Origin of the sequence: Picosynechococcus sp. PCC 8807 (assembly GCF_001693295.1) — a bacterium.
Taxonomy (GTDB): Bacteria; Cyanobacteriota; Cyanobacteriia; order Cyanobacteriales; family MRBY01; genus MRBY01.
This window is the reverse complement of sequence record NZ_CP016483.1, coordinates 1,353,869-1,371,351: the sequence shown is the minus strand read 5'-3', so window position 1 is coordinate 1,371,351 and position 17,483 is coordinate 1,353,869. Positions and strand designations below refer to the sequence as shown.

General features: G+C 50.2%; 15 protein-coding genes. 3 read left to right on the top strand and 12 right to left on the bottom strand.

Annotated elements, in window-relative coordinates; all coding sequences use genetic code 11:
- The first annotated feature begins 60 nt into the window (after positions 1-60).
- The gene (locus AWQ24_RS06620; protein ID WP_012306928.1) at positions 61-810 is read left to right on the top strand and encodes a response regulator transcription factor; all 750 of its coding nucleotides are present in this window, start codon (positions 61-63) and stop codon (positions 808-810) included.
- 34 nt (positions 811-844) lie between these two features.
- On the opposite strand, the gene AWQ24_RS06615 is transcribed toward AWQ24_RS06620, so the two are convergent.
- From AWQ24_RS06615 to AWQ24_RS06580, 8 genes are all read right to left on the bottom strand, one after another.
- Positions 845-1,522 (bottom strand): hypothetical protein, encoded by a 678-nt coding sequence (locus AWQ24_RS06615; protein ID WP_157096837.1) that lies wholly within the window; start codon positions 1,520-1,522, stop codon positions 845-847.
- 36 nt (positions 1,523-1,558) lie between these two features.
- The gene (locus tag AWQ24_RS06610) at positions 1,559-2,323 is read right to left on the bottom strand and encodes a hypothetical protein (protein WP_157096836.1); all 765 of its coding nucleotides are present in this window, start codon (positions 2,321-2,323) and stop codon (positions 1,559-1,561) included.
- A gap of 52 nt (positions 2,324-2,375) precedes the next feature.
- Entirely contained in the window at positions 2,376-5,108 is a 2,733-nt protein-coding gene (locus AWQ24_RS06605; RefSeq protein WP_065716325.1) for a hypothetical protein, read from the bottom strand.
- Positions 5,109-5,286: 178 nt separating this feature from the next.
- A complete protein-coding gene (locus tag AWQ24_RS06600; RefSeq protein WP_030006517.1) occupies positions 5,287-5,871 on the bottom strand; it encodes a nucleoside triphosphate pyrophosphatase in 585 nt (194 codons plus the stop codon).
- A gap of 106 nt (positions 5,872-5,977) precedes the next feature.
- Positions 5,978-6,529 carry a photosystem II reaction center PsbP gene (gene psbP / locus AWQ24_RS06595; RefSeq protein ID WP_012306923.1) on the bottom strand — a complete coding sequence of 184 codons (552 nt, stop codon included), beginning with the start codon at positions 6,527-6,529 and terminating at the stop codon, positions 5,978-5,980.
- Positions 6,530-6,660: 131 nt separating this feature from the next.
- Positions 6,661-7,938, bottom strand: a complete 1,278-nt coding sequence (locus AWQ24_RS06590; protein ID WP_012306922.1) for a glutamyl-tRNA reductase — start codon at positions 7,936-7,938, stop codon at positions 6,661-6,663.
- 258 nt (positions 7,939-8,196) lie between these two features.
- A complete protein-coding gene (glpX, locus tag AWQ24_RS06585) occupies positions 8,197-9,234 on the bottom strand; it encodes a class II fructose-bisphosphatase (protein WP_012306921.1) in 1,038 nt (345 codons plus the stop codon).
- A 143-nt stretch (positions 9,235-9,377) separates the two neighbouring features.
- A complete protein-coding gene (locus tag AWQ24_RS06580; RefSeq protein ID WP_012306920.1) occupies positions 9,378-11,006 on the bottom strand; it encodes an NB-ARC domain-containing protein in 1,629 nt (542 codons plus the stop codon).
- A gap of 445 nt (positions 11,007-11,451) precedes the next feature.
- Between AWQ24_RS06580 and AWQ24_RS06575 the strand changes: the two genes are divergently transcribed.
- Complete coding sequence (locus AWQ24_RS06575; protein WP_012306919.1) at positions 11,452-12,381, top strand: FTR1 family protein; 930 nt, start codon at positions 11,452-11,454, stop codon at positions 12,379-12,381.
- Positions 12,382-12,395: 14 nt separating this feature from the next.
- Here AWQ24_RS06575 and AWQ24_RS06570 read toward each other — a convergent pair whose 3' ends face one another.
- Complete coding sequence (locus tag AWQ24_RS06570; protein ID WP_065716324.1) at positions 12,396-12,989, bottom strand: hypothetical protein; 594 nt, start codon at positions 12,987-12,989, stop codon at positions 12,396-12,398.
- A gap of 221 nt (positions 12,990-13,210) precedes the next feature.
- Complete coding sequence (locus tag AWQ24_RS06565) at positions 13,211-13,975, bottom strand: dienelactone hydrolase family protein (protein WP_065716323.1); 765 nt, start codon at positions 13,973-13,975, stop codon at positions 13,211-13,213.
- 215 nt (positions 13,976-14,190) lie between these two features.
- On the opposite strand from AWQ24_RS06565, the gene AWQ24_RS06560 reads away from it, so the two are divergent.
- On the top strand, positions 14,191-15,627 hold the full coding sequence (locus tag AWQ24_RS06560) for an NAD(P)/FAD-dependent oxidoreductase (RefSeq protein WP_065716322.1): 1,437 nt from the start codon (positions 14,191-14,193) through the stop codon (positions 15,625-15,627).
- Here the strand turns inward: AWQ24_RS06560 and folP are convergent.
- Together folP and xth are read right to left on the bottom strand one after the other, a co-directional pair.
- A complete protein-coding gene (folP, locus tag AWQ24_RS06555; RefSeq protein ID WP_065716321.1) occupies positions 15,605-16,462 on the bottom strand; it encodes a dihydropteroate synthase in 858 nt (285 codons plus the stop codon). The two genes, AWQ24_RS06560 and folP, sit on opposite strands and share 23 nt — an antisense overlap.
- 4 nt (positions 16,463-16,466) lie before the next feature.
- Positions 16,467-17,249: an exodeoxyribonuclease III gene (gene xth / locus AWQ24_RS06550; RefSeq protein ID WP_065716320.1), complete on the bottom strand. Its 783-nt coding sequence runs from the start codon at positions 17,247-17,249 to the stop codon at positions 16,467-16,469.
- Positions 17,250-17,483: the final 234 nt, after the last annotated feature.

The window sequence follows — 17,483 nt, the reverse complement described above, 5'->3', positions numbered from 1 at the left end:
TTCCTTAATCCTTTTGAATTTTCCTTTTAAGATAGAAGCAGTTGCTTTAGCTTGGTTGTGATGCCTCGAATTTTAATTATTGATGATGATCCGGCGATCGCCGAATTGGTTGCGATAAACCTTGAAATGGCGGGTTATGACGTCAGTCGTGCCGAAGACGGTATTAAAGGTCAGGCATTGGCGGTGCAGCTACAACCCGATTTGGTCATGCTGGATCTGATGTTGCCGAAAGTGGACGGGTTTACCGTTTGTCAACGGATCCGGCGGGAAGAACGCACAGCAGATATCCCCATTTTGATGTTAACCGCCCTGGGGCAGACCCAAGATAAGGTAGATGGCTTTAACGCGGGGGCCGATGATTACCTCACGAAGCCCTTTGAAGTCGAAGAAATGTTGGTGCGGGTGCGGGCTTTATTGCGACGGAGCGATCGCATTCCCCAGGCCGCCAAACACACAGAAATTTTAAACTACGGCCCGTTAACGTTAATCCCAGAGCGATTCGAGGCGATTTGGTTTGATCAGACCATCAAATTGACTCACCTTGAATTTGAATTGCTCCACTGTCTCCTGCAACGTCACGGCCAGACCATTTCTCCCAGCGAAATCCTCAAGGAAGTGTGGGGTTATGATCCTTCCGATGATATCGAGACCATCCGGGTGCACGTTCGCCACCTGCGCACGAAGTTAGAGCCGGAGCCCCGTCGTCCCCAGTACATCAAAACGGTTTATGGGGCGGGTTACTGCCTGGAGTTGCCGTCGCGGGTGAACCACGGGGAGACAACTCAGGTCTCGGAGCCAATGAACTCCTAGGCCCAAGTTTGCTTTGGCGTTAATTGATCAGCGCTCAAAGGTAATGGAGCCAGCGGAGTCCCCAGTTTCTCAGGCGATCGCACTGGGCAAAGCGGCCATAAAGTACCTGGGAGAGCAACCAGCGTTTTAGGGGATATCGCCATTGTCGTAATAAGGTCTGCAATCCCCAGCCGAGCAGGCCCAAGACGATGGGAACGAGAATCCATAGTAAGGGTTGCATCATCAGCGTTGACCAACCCAAGATCACAGAGATTAATACAAAGGCGATCGCCAAGGGCCAGGCAAGATAACTGAAGCCATACTTTCGTTGTCGCCAGGGTAATTGCGTCAATAATTGCCCAATAAACCACCCTTGAATTTCTGCTAACTGTTGATAGAGGGAAGGCGACGGCAGTAGATCCGCTACCACTTGGTGCAACACACCGCCATCAAGTCCAATTTGAGTCTTTAAAACGTTGATCCCTTCGTAACGCAACAGAAAAGAGAGGGACGCCTGGGGCCAGTCACCTTTCCGAAAAAGCACATATTTTCGCCAAGCGAGGTTGAACTCATCGGTAAACGTTAGGGTTTGCCCTTGGTTTTTGAGCGCCAGGAGCTGCAAAAGGTCATCATGATCCAACACAAATAAAACCCCGTGGCAGAGTGTGGACTGCGGTGGCGGCGTTAGCTGTTCTTGATCCAGTTGGATGTAGGGGTGTGCGGAAACAGTCACGGGAGAAAGGGCAAAAAGCGTAAATGACAGAGAAAACTATTGGGGCTTGGCAAGAGACGCTCTGGGGAGACTTGGTCGGGCTTTGGACGTTTGTGAACTCGGTTTGGGTTGTTGTTTGAACGTGCCTTGAATGAGACTGATAAAAACTCTTAAGAGTCCCTGCCAGTGCTGTTCGCTGGTTTGGATATTGTGCTGGTGGGCCTGGAGGATTGTCGTGCAGTGGGGATGGCTCATCAGGGCTTCGGTGTAGGTATTCGCAATGGTGCCATCCAGTTGCAGGATTGTTTTCGCGTAAATAATGCCTTCGGGGAGGGGCTGTTTCGCTTGTTGGTGCTGTCGTTTGCGTTGGTCAAGGGCAATTTTTAGTTCTCCTAGTTTGCGTAGGCAACAGAGAAATTGGTGATCGCCAAGCAGATTTTGAATTTGCCGCTGATCTTGGGCATCGCCCGTGGGATTAGGGAGTGGAGGTAGAGGGCCGGAGTTTTCGCCATGATACAAAGGGTGTGTCGGTTCCCTGAGGAGGGCATGGTATTGTCGCGCCAGTTGCGATCGCAACTGGCCGTAGGCCGCCTGTAAATCGGGGGAGTAATGCTGCTGGCTGAGCGTATCCTCCCTGAGATAATACAAATCTTGGTAAACCTCCTGGGGAATGAATCGCTGACCATCAATGGCATCGACCACCATCGTACTGACCTCTAAGGTGGTTGCATCCAGAAAAACCTGATTTAGAGCCTGGATAAATGGGTCCATAGCAACAGGCTGGGGCTGAGGGGATTTGGCTTCGGGAGCAGAACGATTCATGGGAGACCAAAAAATGGGATGAAACAATTGAGAGCGTCGTTAGCAGTAAAACCTAGGACTCTTCTTCTAGAAAAAGAGGCGCCTCGTCTCCAAAATCAAAATCATCAAAGTCCTTGCTATCAAAGGCACTCAGTTCTTCTAAATCTGCTAGCGCTTCTTCTAAATCTAGATCCCCATCGGGGGCGATCGCCGCATCGCTGGCGGATAGATCAATGGCACTGTCTTGATCCAAATTATCGAGGCTGGTGATATCTATCGCTGAATTTTCGTCATCAAGGGCAAGATCGAAATCAGGATCTAGTTCACCCGACAGATCAAGTTCCTCTAACCAACTATCATCGCTGAAATCATTGGTCGGGGCGGCTGTTGCGTCATGGTGATGATTGGCCTCGCTGGTGCCGTTGCTTTCATCTCCTAGGGAAGGGAGATCGGCTGTAAGGTCAAGATCATCATCCCAAAGGGCCATGGCCTCCGGTGGCAAAGTCTGGGGGTCAAGATCAAGGTCTAAGTCGTCAAAATCCAGGGCTGCAGCATCTTGCGGACTAAGATCATCTGGCTGTTGAAAATCTGCCTGAATCACAGTCTCTTTGCTGAACTCACCGGCCTCAAAGTCGTGGGAATTTTCTTGGTGATCAAGGGCTTCGATTTCAAGTTCGGAGAGATGGTCTTGATCAAGGTCAAAGTCAAGCAGTGCTGCCTCATCGAGTTCCCCTAGGTTAAAGATATCGGCATCTTCTTCCTCTGGGTCGGCTCCCTCTGACAGCCAAGCGTCGGGATCCGTCGTGGATTCCGGTGGGGCATCAGGATCAGCAGGGGCGACGTGAATATCCTCGGTGAAGTCTTGTTGTTCTAGATCTAAATCAAAGGATGTATCGAGGGGATCAAGGGCCATTTCCCCAGAGAGATCCATCTGGTCGAGGTCAAACTCAAAATCGTCAAATTGCTCAAAATCTTCTTCAGATAGAGCTTCTGGAGCTTCTAGGGAATCGGTATCTGACCCAGAATTATCACTAATATTGTTGGAATGATCAATGGGTCCGAGATCAAGCTCAAAATCACTGGGCAGATCGAAGTCTTCCTCGGCTAGAGGATCTGCCGTTGCCAAGGGATCCGCCCCAAGCTCAAAATCGGCATCAAAAGCATCGGGATCGAGGTCTAGGTCTCCGTCGTCATCTAATTCTAGATCCAAGGCTAAGTCTGAACTGCCAAGGTCTGGGGCATTTAAGGGGCCGAGGGTATTTTCGTCTAAATCTGTGGGGAAGAGGTTGAAATCAAAGGCGTCCAAATCCTCTAGATCCGTGGGTAGGTCTTGGTGATCTGCAATGGTTTCTTCGGGGGCGATCGCCGCATCTGCTTCGGTGGTTTCAATGAGCGTTTCTTCATTACTCCCCAGAAGATCGTCCAAGTCAGCGGCGGCCAAAGTCTCTAAACGTTCTAAATCAGAGTCCGTAAAGTCTAATTCTTCTTCGCTGAATTCCTCGCTGGGCGAGGCATCATCTGTCGTCAACCCTGATGAGGCTTCCGGGTCACTGTCAAAATCGGCGGTGGTGACATCCGGGAAGGCTTGGCTTAGGCGATCGCCAAGTTCATCTTCCGGGAGTTCGCCGAGGGCCAGATCCTCTATGAAAATATCCTCCCCAAAGTCAGCGATGGTTTCATTGAAGTCCCCTAAGTCTGCTTCACTATCACCATCATTAGCTTCGGACTCTGCCAGATCAGGTAAAGCCTCTGCTTCTGCGGCCAGTTCCTGCTCCAACCAATTTTCCGGAAGAGGAGGTAAAGGCAATCGGTCTGTCTCCGGCCCATCGAGGGACGTGATCTCTGTGACGCCTGGGTGATTGTGCCAATCCTGATTCAAAAATGCAAATAAAGTCTCATCATCAACCGCATCTAGATCCGTGGTTTCTAACGATGTCGCTGTCTCTGCTACGGGAGTTGCGGGGTCTTCAAGTAAATCTTCTAATTCTAAATCGTCTACTGCCTCATCTCCGAAGGGATCGCTGTCTACTTCAAAATCTGCCAAATTGGGGACATAGGCATCGGGGCGATCGCCGTTGGCCCGTTCTGCCGCCGTGCGATCAACGGGGGTTTCCCAATCTTCAATTTCTGGGGCCTCAGGGGTCGTCAGGGATGCCTCTGGCGTTTCATCTAGGGCAATTTCCGCAAAATTATCTAAAAAGTTGAGAGAATCAGCATCCGCTAGATCCTTCGCCTCGTTCTTTTCTGCGACAAAGCTGGGCTGAGGTTCCGCAGCTGATTCGGTCGGGGCATCTGGGGCTACCGTTGGTAGGGAGTTATGGGGCAGAGGGGGAATTTTGTCACTCTCCGGCGGCATTTCCGGAAAAGGCTCAACAACCTTAACCGTGGCGGCCATGAGCGTTTGGTTAGGAATTTCAAGGAACTTCAGGTCTAGGGGTTCCTCGGCATTCATCAAGCGATCATATTGCTGCAGGGTCACGAGCAACTGAAATAGCTGCTGCAAACCCTGGAAATTTTCTTGAATTTTACGGTGACCTAGGGCAACTTGCTGTTGGTGAAAATGCTGGAGATTTTGGTACTGAGCGTTATTAAGTACGGCCTTGCCGACATCATTTTCGACGGTGCCATTGATGAGATCGACTTGGGTATGGAGGCTCGTATCGGGAGGGTAGGGCTCACCCTGGTCAGGATGACGGACAATGCGAGTCGTAATATTTAGGGTTGCTGCCTTACTCGCCACCATCGTAAAGGCTTTGGAAAGGTCGCCGCTGCGGAGGGCTTGCTTAAATTCATCGCTTAAGGACATGGTGGAATCTCCTTGGTCACTGGGTTGGCGCAAAAATGGGGGCGCAGTATGGATAAAAGCCTGGGGATGATGGCTGGGCGGATGTTATTTCTTCTCAGAATATCCCATCCCTAAAATGTCGTTGGTAAAATGCCAGTAAATGTAACATTGCCCTATTTGTTGGACATTGCCGCTGATCCTAGGGCCACAGGTGCTGAACGGTATAGCCGAGGTGGGTCAGCATTTCCCGCAATAGCGGCAGGCTCAAGCCAATAACATTACTATGGCAGCCTTCAATTTTTTCGATAAAAAGTCCCCCTTTTCCTTCAAGGGCAAAACACCCCGCACATTGTAGGGGTTCACCGCTGCGCACATAGGCCGCAATGGTGTCATCGTCAATGGCCGCGAAATAGACTTTTGTAACTCCGTGGCGCACGAGCAGTTGGTTTTGGGTTTGATCCACGAGGGCATGGCCTGTGTAGAGCAAACCGTAATGGCCCCGCATGGTTTGCCACCGGGCGATCGCCTCAGTAGGGGAGGCCGGTTTCCCCAGGATTTCGCCCCGGACATGGAGCACTGAATCGCAGCCGAGGATTAAAGCATCTTGACGATGTTGGGCCACGGTTTTTGCTTTGGCCGCAGCGAGGGCTTCGACCAACTGGGCCGGATCATCATGGTGAATTTGGGATTCATCAAAATGACTCACGTGGACAATGGGGTTGATCCCAATGCCTTGGAGTAAACGACGACGGGCTGGGGAAGCGGACGCAAGGACAAATTCCATGGTGTTTTGAGGTAAGGCGGCGCAAACAAAGGCAATTACAGCATACCCAGGTGGATGCACTGGCGGATCAAGGTGTCAAAAATATTGCTTGAATATGGCTCATCAATTAGACCTTAAAGGAATTGACCATCGCGTTAAAGAGTTTCTCCACTTGGGGCCAACGGCTTTCGCGGGTCGAGAGATTAAAGGTATAGAGTTTCCCTAGCTTGACGGCAACGGTGGCGAGGTCATGGCGCATTTGACCTTCAGGGAGGGTGACGCGATATTCGAGGGTGTAGTAGGTTTGGCCTTTGTCGGTACGGCTTTCGGCCCGGATCAATTCAGGTTGGCGATCGCTATTTTGGCTTGCTTCTTTCATAAACCGATAGCCAACATCGGTGGGAGTGCCGAGATCGTTTAAGGCTTTGTCGGCGGGAACATCACTGATAATGACGCTCAAATTTTCGGAATATTCCACCAAATCCCGAAATACCACATCTACGCCAGTATCGCTCTTGCTGACGTCAACGGGAATCCAACCATTGGGATAGAGAAACTGATAGCCATAGGTGCCATTGCTATAGCCCTGGAGGCTACCGACGCCACCGCAAGCAGCCAACGTACAACTGATCACGATCAACAAACTGGCGATCGCCTTTTTCCATCGATTTTGGCGCATTTATTTACCTCAGAAATTTAAAAGAAATTAAAAAATAAACTTACAGAGCCGGAGTCTCCGCGTTCATCATCCTAGCGAAAACACCGGCTCAAACCGAAATTTATTGGGTTTAATAATGCCTTAGGCTCTTGCTAAATCGCCTCTTCCGTTTCGAGGTTAAACAGCATTTGCAGCGATTGGAGGCAGACTCGACGGGCTTCAATATCCTGTTGGGCCCGCAGTTGCACCATCGGATCATGGAGAATTTTATTAACGATCCCCCGGGTCAAGGTTTCGATAACTTCCTGGTGCTTCTCTTCAAATTCTGCACCGAGGCGAGAGAGGGCTTTTTCCAGCTCCTGCTCCCGAATGCTTTCGACTTTGCTGCGTAGGGAACTAATGGTCGGGACGGTTTCGAGGGACTGCCACCATTGGATATAGTTTTCTACTTCCTCTTCTAAAAGGGCTTCGGCTTCTTCGGCCATTTTGCGGCGGGACGCTTGGTTTTGGGCCACTACTTCCTTGAGGGCGTCCACATTATATAAACGCACGCCGGCGATTTCTTCCACATCGGCAGCAACGTTAAGGGGCACAGAAATATCGATCAAAATTAACGTGTGAAGATCGAGATTTTCCAGTTTCGCCCGGTCAAGAATCGGTTCCGTCGCCCCGGTACTGGTAAAGACAATGTCCGCCTGTTCAACGACATTGAGCATCTCTGGCAGCAATTCTAATTGCAGATCCACATCGGGGAATTTTTTCGCGAGATCCCGCGCCCCCCGTTCGGAACGGTTGACGATAGTGATGTCTTCGGCCCCTTTAGAAACGAGGTGTTGCACCAACAGACGCGACATTTTCCCGGCACCGATAATCGCAATTTTTTGATTGGAAAGATCCTTGACCTTCATCTGGGCCAATTCCACGGCGGCGGAGCTAATGGAAACGGCCCCGGTGCCAATGTTGGTTTCGCTGCGGACGCGTTTCCCGGCGGTGATCGCCCGTTTGAACATCCGGTCGAGTAAGCGCCCTAGGCCTTTGTGCTGTTGACCAAGTTTGTGGGCGGCTTTGACCTGGGCGAGGATTTGGCCTTCGCCGAGAACGAGACTTTCTAGGCCCGCAGCGACTCGCAAGAGATGACGGATGGCATCTTGGTGCAGCAGGGTGAAGAGGTAACGGCGCAGGCGGTTGAGTTGGAGTTGTCCGGTTTCCGCAAGAAATTGGCAAATTTCCCGCACGCCCTGTTCTGTTTCCTGCACGACGGCATAGATTTCAAGGCGGTTACAGGTACTGATAACGGCGACTTCTTCTACGTGGGGGTAGGATTTGAGGTGGGCGATCGCCTCGTCCATTTTCGCTTCTTGAATACTGAGTTTTTCGCGGATTTCGACGGGGGCTGTTTTATGACTCAGGCCAACAACAACGATATTCATGGGGTTTTCTCTAAAGGTTTGATCTCTCTAGGGCTCCAACATCCAAGGGAAGCGCAGAGTTCTATTAAAGGATTTTTTTAACTTCCTATGCAATGTAGTCTCCGAACATTTAGGGACAAAAGGTTTTGTAAAGAAAATTTATGTAACTTTACGGCATCCCAATCGCTGACAGCGCACGAAAAAAAGGCGACCCCTCGTTGGCGATCGCCCTTTTGTTGCAGACAGATTAAACTCCAATGATCGCTGTCAAGTTTGATCCTAGAGTTGAATATTTTGGGGGTTGTCCCACATGTGAATGGTATCCACGAAGCGAGCCGTCATGGATTGGCTAGAAATAACCAGAGACTGGGTGCGTGCGCCACCATGGAACAGACGAACCCCTTCCATGAGGGTGCCGGGGGTAATCCCACAGGCCGCAAACAGAACCGTTTCACCGGAAGCTAATTCTTCTGCTTCATAAACCTTGTCCGGATCTTCAACGCCCATGGACTTGAGGCGTTTGATATTTTCTTCGCGATTCCAGTCCGCACTTTCGGGGGTATTCACATCGGCGGGATCGTAAATCAGTTGCCCTTGGAAGTGACCACCCAAACAACGCATCGCGGCGGCACTGATCACCCCTTCAGGAGCGGCCCCAATTCCCATCAGCGCATGGATGTTCGTCCCAGCAAAGGCAGCACAAATTGCCGCAGATACGTCCCCATCGCTAATCAAACGAACCCGGGCGCCAGTGGCCCGAATTTCTTTGATCAGATCTTTGTGACGGGGGCGATCCATCACGATAATGACTAATTCTTCTGGGCTACGATTTAAGCACTCAGACAAAATTTTGATGTTTTCGGTGGCTGACTTGCGAATGTCAACTTTTCCTTTGGCGGCTGGGGGCGCGGCCAATTTTTTCATGTAGTAGTCGGGGGCATGGAACAGACCGCCTTTTTCGGAAATGGCGAGGACTGCCATGGAACCGGGTTGACCATTGGCGACGAGGTTGGTGCCTTCACAGGGGTCAACGGCGATGTCAATTTCGATCAGTTCATCGGGGTTGCAATAGGCTTTGGCATCTTCACGGGTACAAATACCGACTTCTTCACCGATGTAAAGCATGGGGGCATCATCCCGCTCCCCTTCACCGATAACGATGCGACCGCGCATATGAATTTGATTCATCCGTTCCCGCATGGCTTCAACGGCCACTTGGTCGGCGGTATCTTTTTCGCCCATCCCCATCCATTTGGCAGAGGCGATCGCCGCTTGTTCGACAACTTCAATAATTTCTAAACCGAGGGTGCTTTCCACGCTTTTTATCCTCCAGACTGCGACTGTTGATCAAAACCACCAGTCATTTAGTTTTTTTGTAAACACCCCAAAGTCTATCAGAGAAGGGCGATCGCCTCAGAAGATTCCCAGAAAAGTTTTTCCTTTAAATATCTCCGGATGGGCTAGAGAAAATAGGTCGTTAAGGTTTCATATAGAAGGGTGAGATTGGTTTGGCGATAGTCGTGCTGGAGGGAGTTTGCAGGGGGCGTGTTTTGGGCAAGTCGCCGCAAATTTGCTTGGATTTGTGAAAAATCCCGATAACGGTTTTGCAGTCCCTTCAGGATCGGGCAAATAACGGGGGAAGTCAGGATATTTGGATCGGCTCCCTGGGGCATGAGGGGGAAATGTTTGAGGTGATTAAAGTGGGTTTGGGGGAGAGTGGCGATCGCCTGGATAATTTCTTGGCAACATTCCCGGGTAAATTCCTGGGCGAGGTAACGCTGGATAGACGGTTGCAGGCCAAAGTAGGGGCGATGATTTTCTTTTTTCTCCAGGAGGAAACGTCGGTCAAGGGAGCGCACCGCATCCCAAACTTCACTGGCAAAGGGCATTTCTACATGAAAGTTAGCCTGCAGTTGTTCGAGGGTAATGGATTTGCCCCACAACATCAGCCAGTAGAGCACTTCCTGTTCGGAGTTGCTAATGCGGCAGGTGAGATTGTAGAGGATATCCCGTAGGGTATTGCCACCGATAATTGTTTCTTGGTTTTGAAATTGCGCCACAGAACCGCCATACCATTCTTGAATCCCTGTGGCAATTAGCCGGAGCTTGAGGGGGTTGCCGCGATAGGTCTCGACCAAATCAGCCCAAAGCTCTGGGTCTTGGAGGTTATATTCCTGGAGGATTTGCTGGGCGACTAAATTACTGAGGCCTTCGACGGTGATCAATGTGACCCTGGGGTTGTCCGTGGCTAAGGCTTCGATGGCGGGGGAATTTTCTCTGGAAATCACGACAACGGTGCCAGCTAGACTCTGGTGGGCGATCGCCTCTAAAAATTCCACATACATTACGTGTTGCGGTTGATAGTTTCCCGACAGACAAGCGGTGGCAAAGAGTAGTTCCCAGTGGTCAAAGACTAAAATCTTCGGCTGCTGTTGCAAATGATCCTGGAGTTGGGCGATCGCCCCGTCAGGGTGTTCCGCCAAGGCCCATTCCTGCTGAATCAAAGCCCAATTGTGATCAAACATGAGGCGATCGCTGAGGTTACACCAGAGCGTGTTTTCCTGGAGTGGTGGGTGGTGCCGGAGCACTTCGCTGACAAGGGTAGTCTTTCCCAGGCCGCCACCCCCTAGCACGAAGATTAATGAAATATCCCTTTGTTGGAGCCGTTGCCCTAGGGTGCGCAGGGTTGACTCTTGGTTATAAAAATGATTCTTGTTTCTCGGAATTCCTTGGTACTGGGGTGGTGTTGGGGCTGGTACTTGGGACTCCGTCGTTGCGGCCATACCATTGGGCACGATTTTATCGACCGCTGCCTTTTCTTGTTCCGAGAGCTGCTCATATTTAGTGGTCAAAGCCAACTGGAGTGAACGAATCCCCACCCGTTGGTTACAATAACGTCCGAGGCGTTTCCAAAGATCCGGAGCAATAACCCGTTTTACATAGCTGTGGGAATAGCCATCGATCTGAATATCTTTTAATTTGTACCCTTCTAACGCCCGCAATAATAGCTCTTGACGCAGTCCATCCAGGGGGTCCCCGTGTTTGTGACTAAGCCAAATACAAAGCTGAAGAAGCGTAAGGTTGGTCATGTGGCGTTATTCGATGAAATGTTAGGTGACGGCTGCAATGGACAATGCTCTGCCACACACTAAGGCAACTATCTAAGAGTTTATCTGTATTCCTTTCCTTCCTGGTGTTCTTGACCAAAAGTTGTGAATAATATGACTTTGTGAATAAAATGACTTTCTGTATCTGCCAATAAAGAGCAAAATGTTGCAGAAAATGCATTGTGAGCATTTTTGAGTTGCTTTATTTTTGACCATTCAGTCAAGATAAAAAATGTCTTGTCAGAGCCGTTAAGCATTAATCGTGATTGGCCGTCACTTTTATGCAAAATTTGGATGCAAAATATTCATCGCAGCGATGGTGAGAGTAAGGGACTTTTGGCGATCGCCTAGGTCTTAAGGAAAATCCTTTAGGATCAAAAAAGCATTGCGCAAGCGAAAAACGTCACCGAAATTGATGGGATCAGTTATGGAAATTAGTGCAGCATTACCCGCCTTTGTGATTACGTTGCGGGAGGGCTTTGAAGCGGCCCTGGTGGTGGGCATTGTCTTGGCTTGTCTGGCGAAAGCGCAGCAGATGTCCCTACAAAAGTGGGTCTATGGTGGCATTGGTGCCGGGTTGGGGGCGAGTGTCCTGGTGGGCTGGGGTCTGTGGGGGCTGCTGTTACAGGTGGCGACGGCGGATGGAGCCTATGCGCCAGTTTTTAAACAAATCCTCGAAGGGAGTTTTGGGGTTGTGGCGATCGCCATGTTGAGTTGGATGCTCATTTGGATGACCCGCCAGGCCAAATCTTTAAAGTCCGATGTCGAAGGGGCATTGCAAGCGGCACTCCAGGACAGAGAAACGGCAGCTTGGGCTGTCTTTTCCCTGATTTTTATCGCGGTACTCCGGGAGGGATTTGAAACGGTGATTTTTATCGTGGCCCAATTCCAAGGGGGATGGCTGCCGCCGAGTCTTGGGGCGATGGCTGGCTTGACTGTGGCAACGGTGTTGGGGTTTCTACTCTTTGCCCTGGGAGTACGGCTGAATATCAAGTTATTTTTTCAGGTGATGGGAATCTTTCTGCTGCTGATTATTGCGGGGCTCGTGGTCGGTGTTTTAAAGCACATCGATGCGGCGATCGCCCTTTTTGCCCAGATCCAAACCCAATATCAAGCCCTCTGCATTTCCCCTGCCCCAGCCTGCGTTTTGGGGATTCAGCTTTGGGATTTGTCAGAAACTTTACCCGACAAACAGTTTCCGGGGATTCTGCTGAAATCTTTGTTGGGTTATCGCCAAAAAATTTATCTGGCCCAGGCGATCGCCTATGTGCTCTTTCTCAGTTCCGTTGGCACACTCTATCTTTATAGCCTCGGTTTGTTCCGTAGACCCGATGTCCCCTCAGTGAAACAACCCTAGGGAAACCGTTTTAATTAATCATCGTAATCATACGAACGCACGCGACCACATTGCCGCAACAAATAGGGAGGCACTGGGTTGCCGCGATAATATTCCTGTCGCCACCGGGCTGGTAAGCAACTAGCATCGATGCCGTAGTCAAACCCGCGCTGATAACGGTAGTTATTGTAATTGTTGTAGTTACGATCGAAAAGAACACCGAGAATAATGTCACGGATCAAACTGTCATTTCCCCTAGGCAGACCGAAGGTTTGAAACAGGCTCCGACGCAGATTTTGGTCGCGTCTTAGGAAGTAAAAAAGCTCGCGGGGAATACGATTGTTGTAATTGCGATCAATGTCATTAAAAATTCTATCCCAGGAAGAAATTTCATCGCGCCAGTCGTATCGACGGTATTGATATCGATAGCGATCATCGTCGTCATCGTCATAATCATCCCAGTCATCATCGTCATCATAATCCCAACGATATCTATAGTATTCGTAGGAATTTTCGGGGGTGTTGTTTCTTCTGGGGTCAGCGGCGGCGGGCAATGTGGGCAGTAGTGACCCCAAAGTCAGGAGGGGAATAAGGCCCAGCAGTACCCATTGACGTGTGAAGGGTTTCATGGTGCTAAATATCCTGCTTAACTCAATCCTTGTGTAAAAGTCCATGACAGGTTAAGCCACGGAAAAGTTTCCCAATGGGCGTGAAATTGGTGATGTAAAATTTGTACTAATTGCTGTTTTACCGTGGCGAAAAACATCAAAAAAGCAAGCCTGGAATGATATTTTTCCAAAACTTGCCGATAATGAACTGTAATTTTTCTGAAATGAAAAATTGATCTGGTTTAAAAAACTGTTTTTAAAAATTCGAGCAATTCATCCCAGGATTTGAGATCTGCTTGGGGGTCATAATCGCTAGAATCCCACTTGGTAAAAGAGTGTAAGCCGCCCCCATAGATTTCCATGTCGTAGGTCACGCCTGCTTCGTTTAAATCTGTGGCGAGGGCGGCCACCTCAGCAATGGGAGAGACAGGATCAGCGGAGCCATGGAGCACTAAAACGGAACCTGTGGTTTCACTGTAATCTTGACCTTCTGGTAGGGCTAAGCCGCCATGGAAGGAAATGAAGCCGTCGAGATCTGCCCCTGACCGGGCCATTTCTAGTACCGCTGACCCCCCAAAGCAATAGCCCATGATGGCGACTTTTTCTGGGTCAACCCCTTCGAGTTGCTTGGCGACTTTTAAGCCTGCTTGTAATCTTTCGCGCATCAGTTGGCGATCGCCATAGAGTTTGCCACTTTCTGCTTGGGATTCAGCGACATTTTCGGGTCGTACCCCCTGACCATACAGATCAAGGGCAAGTACCGTATAACCTTGGGTCGAGAGCATATTCGCGCGCATTTTCTCGTAGCGATTGAGGCCATCCCAGTCGTGCACGAGTAAAACAATCGGCTGATCATCCCCAAAGCCTTCGTTGCGGGCAACATACCCCTCAAAGGGTTGGTCATCGATGTTATAAACCAAAGGATAGGCAACAACATCCGCCTGGGCCGGCATACTGAAGCCAGCACCCACCATGAGCGTTAGGCCAAACAAGAGTTTTCGTAACATTTTCAAAGGAGTTCCCATCGAGTAAATCAACTAATTAACTCGTATTGTAGTGGTTTCAGACAATCACCCCTTGGCCTGGGGAAAGCGGGCGACAAAACTGAAGCTAAGCAGAAAAAGAGTTAAAAATTTCCTGAAAATCCCAACGTTAGCGATACAAAGGGGAAATTTTCGCGCAAAATAAAATCACTTGACTGCACCAATGGAGAAACTTAACTGTGGCTGTGGATTACGATATTGTCATCATCGGCGGTGGTTCTGGGGGCCTCGTGGTGGCCAGTGCAGCGGCCCAGTTAAAGGCAAAGGTGGCCCTGGTGGAAAAGGATCGCCTTGGGGGAGATTGCCTCTGGTATGGTTGCGTTCCCAGTAAATCTTTTCTCCATGCGGCAAAAGTTGCCCACCAAGTGCGCCACGCAGGACGGGTCGGCGTTCATACAAAAGCGCCAGAAATTAATTTTTCAGAAGCAATGGGTCATGTGCAAAAGGCGATCGCCACCATTGAGCCCCATGATTCTCCAGAGCGATTTGAGGGGCTTGGGGTCGAGGTGATTTTTGGCGATGGTCAGTTTCTCGACGGCAAAACTTTTCTCGTCAATGGTCGCAAGCTAACGGCCCGCGCCTTTGTGATTGCCACTGGGTCACGGCCTGCTGTCCCCCCCGTCGAAGGGCTCCAGGAAGCGGGTTTTATTACCAATGAACAGGTGTTTGCCCTCACGGAGCAGCCAGAATCCCTCGCGGTGATTGGGTCAGGGCCGATTGGTTGTGAGTTGGGGCAAGCCTTCCACCGTTTGGGGACGGAAGTGACTCTGTTTGCGAGCCGCGATCGCCTTTTGCCCAAAGAAGACCCCGATGCCGCCGCCGTCCTGGAGCAACAATTTAACCAAGAAGGAATCACCATTCTGAAAAATGCCCGGTTAAAACGGGTAGCAGTGGTCAAGGGCAAAAAACACCTCTACACCGAGGATGATTCCCAGGTGGCGGCGATCGCCGATGAAATTCTCCTGGCCACGGGCCGCACTCCCAATATCAAGTCCCTCAACCTAGAAGCCGCTGGAGTGGACTACGACAGTCAAGGCATCCATGTAAACGACAAACTCCAAACGACCAATGGTCGGATCTATGCTTGCGGCGATGTGATTGGGGGCTATCAGTTTACCCATGTGGCGGGTTACGAAGCCGTTGTGGTACTCCAAAATGCCCTGAATCCACTGCAGTTATTTCTCAAAAGCGTCAATTATCGGGTGATTCCCTGGGCAACTTTTACCGATCCGGAGGTGGCACGGGTTGGCATGACCGAGGAACAAGCCCGTAAACGTTACGGTGATGTGTTGATTTTGAAAGTGCCCTTTGCATCAGTGGATCGGGCCCAGGCGGAGGATTCTACCGTGGGCTTTAATAAGTTGATTGTGCGTCATAACGGCGAAATCCTGGGGGCGCATCTGGTAGGGCCAATGGCAGGGGAGCTGATCCATGAAATTGTTCTGGCGATGACCTATCGTTTACCGGTTTCGGCCTTAACGGGGATTCATGTTTACCCGACCCTGAGCGAAATTAATAGTAAAACGGCGCTGTTACTCTCCAAGAAAAAATACGCCGATAACGAAAAACTTCAAAATTTCTTGACCGAATTCTTTAAGTTTCTGCGCTCTTTGTAGGCCGCCAAATCGCATCGGCAATTTTCGCCACATCGATCATTTCTGGCCCGTCATGCACCCGGAGGATATCGGCTCCAAAGGCGATCGCCCCAGTACAGGCCGCCGCTGTCCCCCACACCCGTTGCGTGGGATCTGGTTCGTTGAGGATATGGCCAATAAAGCTTTTACGGGAAGGCCCCACCAGGAGCGGATAACCCAGATCGCGAAAGTCCTGGAGCTGGCGAATGAGATCGTAATTTTGCAGGGCTGTTTTCGCAAAACCAATGCCCGGATCGAGGATCAGGTGATTTTTCGGGATGCCCAATTCTAGGGCAGCAGCGATGCGCCCTTGGAAAAAAGTTTTCAGATCGGCAATCAGATCTTGGTAGTCCGTTAGACTTTGCATGGTTTCGGGTGTGCCCCGGATGTGCATCAAAATAATTGGCACGTTTAAATCCCGCACCACCGTCAGCATTTGCGCGTCAAAGGTCGCCCCAGAAATATCATTAACAATATCGGCTCCAGCGGCGATCGCCTCTTTTGCTACTTCTGCCCGGGTAGTATCGATGGAAATCACCGTCTGAAATTTTTCTCGCAGTGCTCGGATCACAGGAATTGTCCGGTCTAACTCTTCCGCGAGGGAAATTTGTGCCGCACCAGGTCGGGTCGATTGACCACCAATGTCAAGAATATCAATGCCAGCAGCCACCATTTTGTCCGCTTGGGCCAGGGCTGAGGCGACGGAATTAAACAGACCCCCATCACTAAAGCTATCGGGAGTGACATTGAGAATTCCCATCACATAGGTGCGATCGCCCCAGGTAAAAGTTTGATTCCGGAGGGTAAGCGGTTCCATCGGTCTAAAGCTCCACAATTACAGGGGTATGGTCACTGGGTTTTTCCCAACCGCGCGGCTCCCGGTCGATCCAACAGCGTTTTGCCTGGCCGTAAAGCTTTTCCGTCAGATAAATGTGGTCAATGCGCCAGCCGCGATTCCGACTAAAACCCCGCGTCCGATAATCCCACCAGCTAAATTGATCTGCGTCTTGGTTAAATTTGCGGAATACATCCTGAAAGCCGAAGTCCAGGATCGCCGTTAAAGTCTCTCTTTCTGCGGGGGAAGCCATAATGTGATCCGGTTTTTTCGGCATATAAATATCCCGGTCTTCGAGGGCAATATTAAAATCGCCGCACATTAAAATCTCTCGATCGTCTTTGCACAATTCTTTTAAATAGGCCTTGAGAACCTCAAACCAGCCCAGCTTGTAGTCATATTTTTCGCTACCGACGGCGGAACCATTGGGCACATAGAGATTCACCACCCGCACATCGCCAATCACCCCAGAAATCACCCGTTTCTGCGCGTCAAAATCCTGGGCGATCGCCGCCCCGACCACAGGCGTAAAACCAATAATCACGTCCTGGAGCGGTTCCCGACTGAGGAGAGCAACGCCATTGTAGGATTTTTGGCCAGAGATCGAGGTGTGATACCCCAGGGCTTCAAAGGGCTGCCGGGGAAAGTCCGGATCTACCACCTTTGTTTCTTGGAGACAGAGCAGATCAACCCCCGTTTGTTCTAACCATTGGCAGATGTGGGTTTGGCGAGAACGCACCGAGTTCACGTTCCAGGTTGCGATTTCCATGGGCTTCGAGAATTGGACTTAGTTAATTTAGCGTAGTTTGCGGCCAGGAATCCGACTGATACCTAGGCGATCGCCTTTTATTGCATGAACACCAACTGATAATTAATAGTGATAAAACTTGTCTGAAATAATTATTTGGGTTTCTTCATATCAAAACTGATTAGCAAAAAAGACGTGATCGTTGCGGCGAGAAGTGGAGCGAGAAATTCGTAAAAACTCCTATTTTCTTTGCAG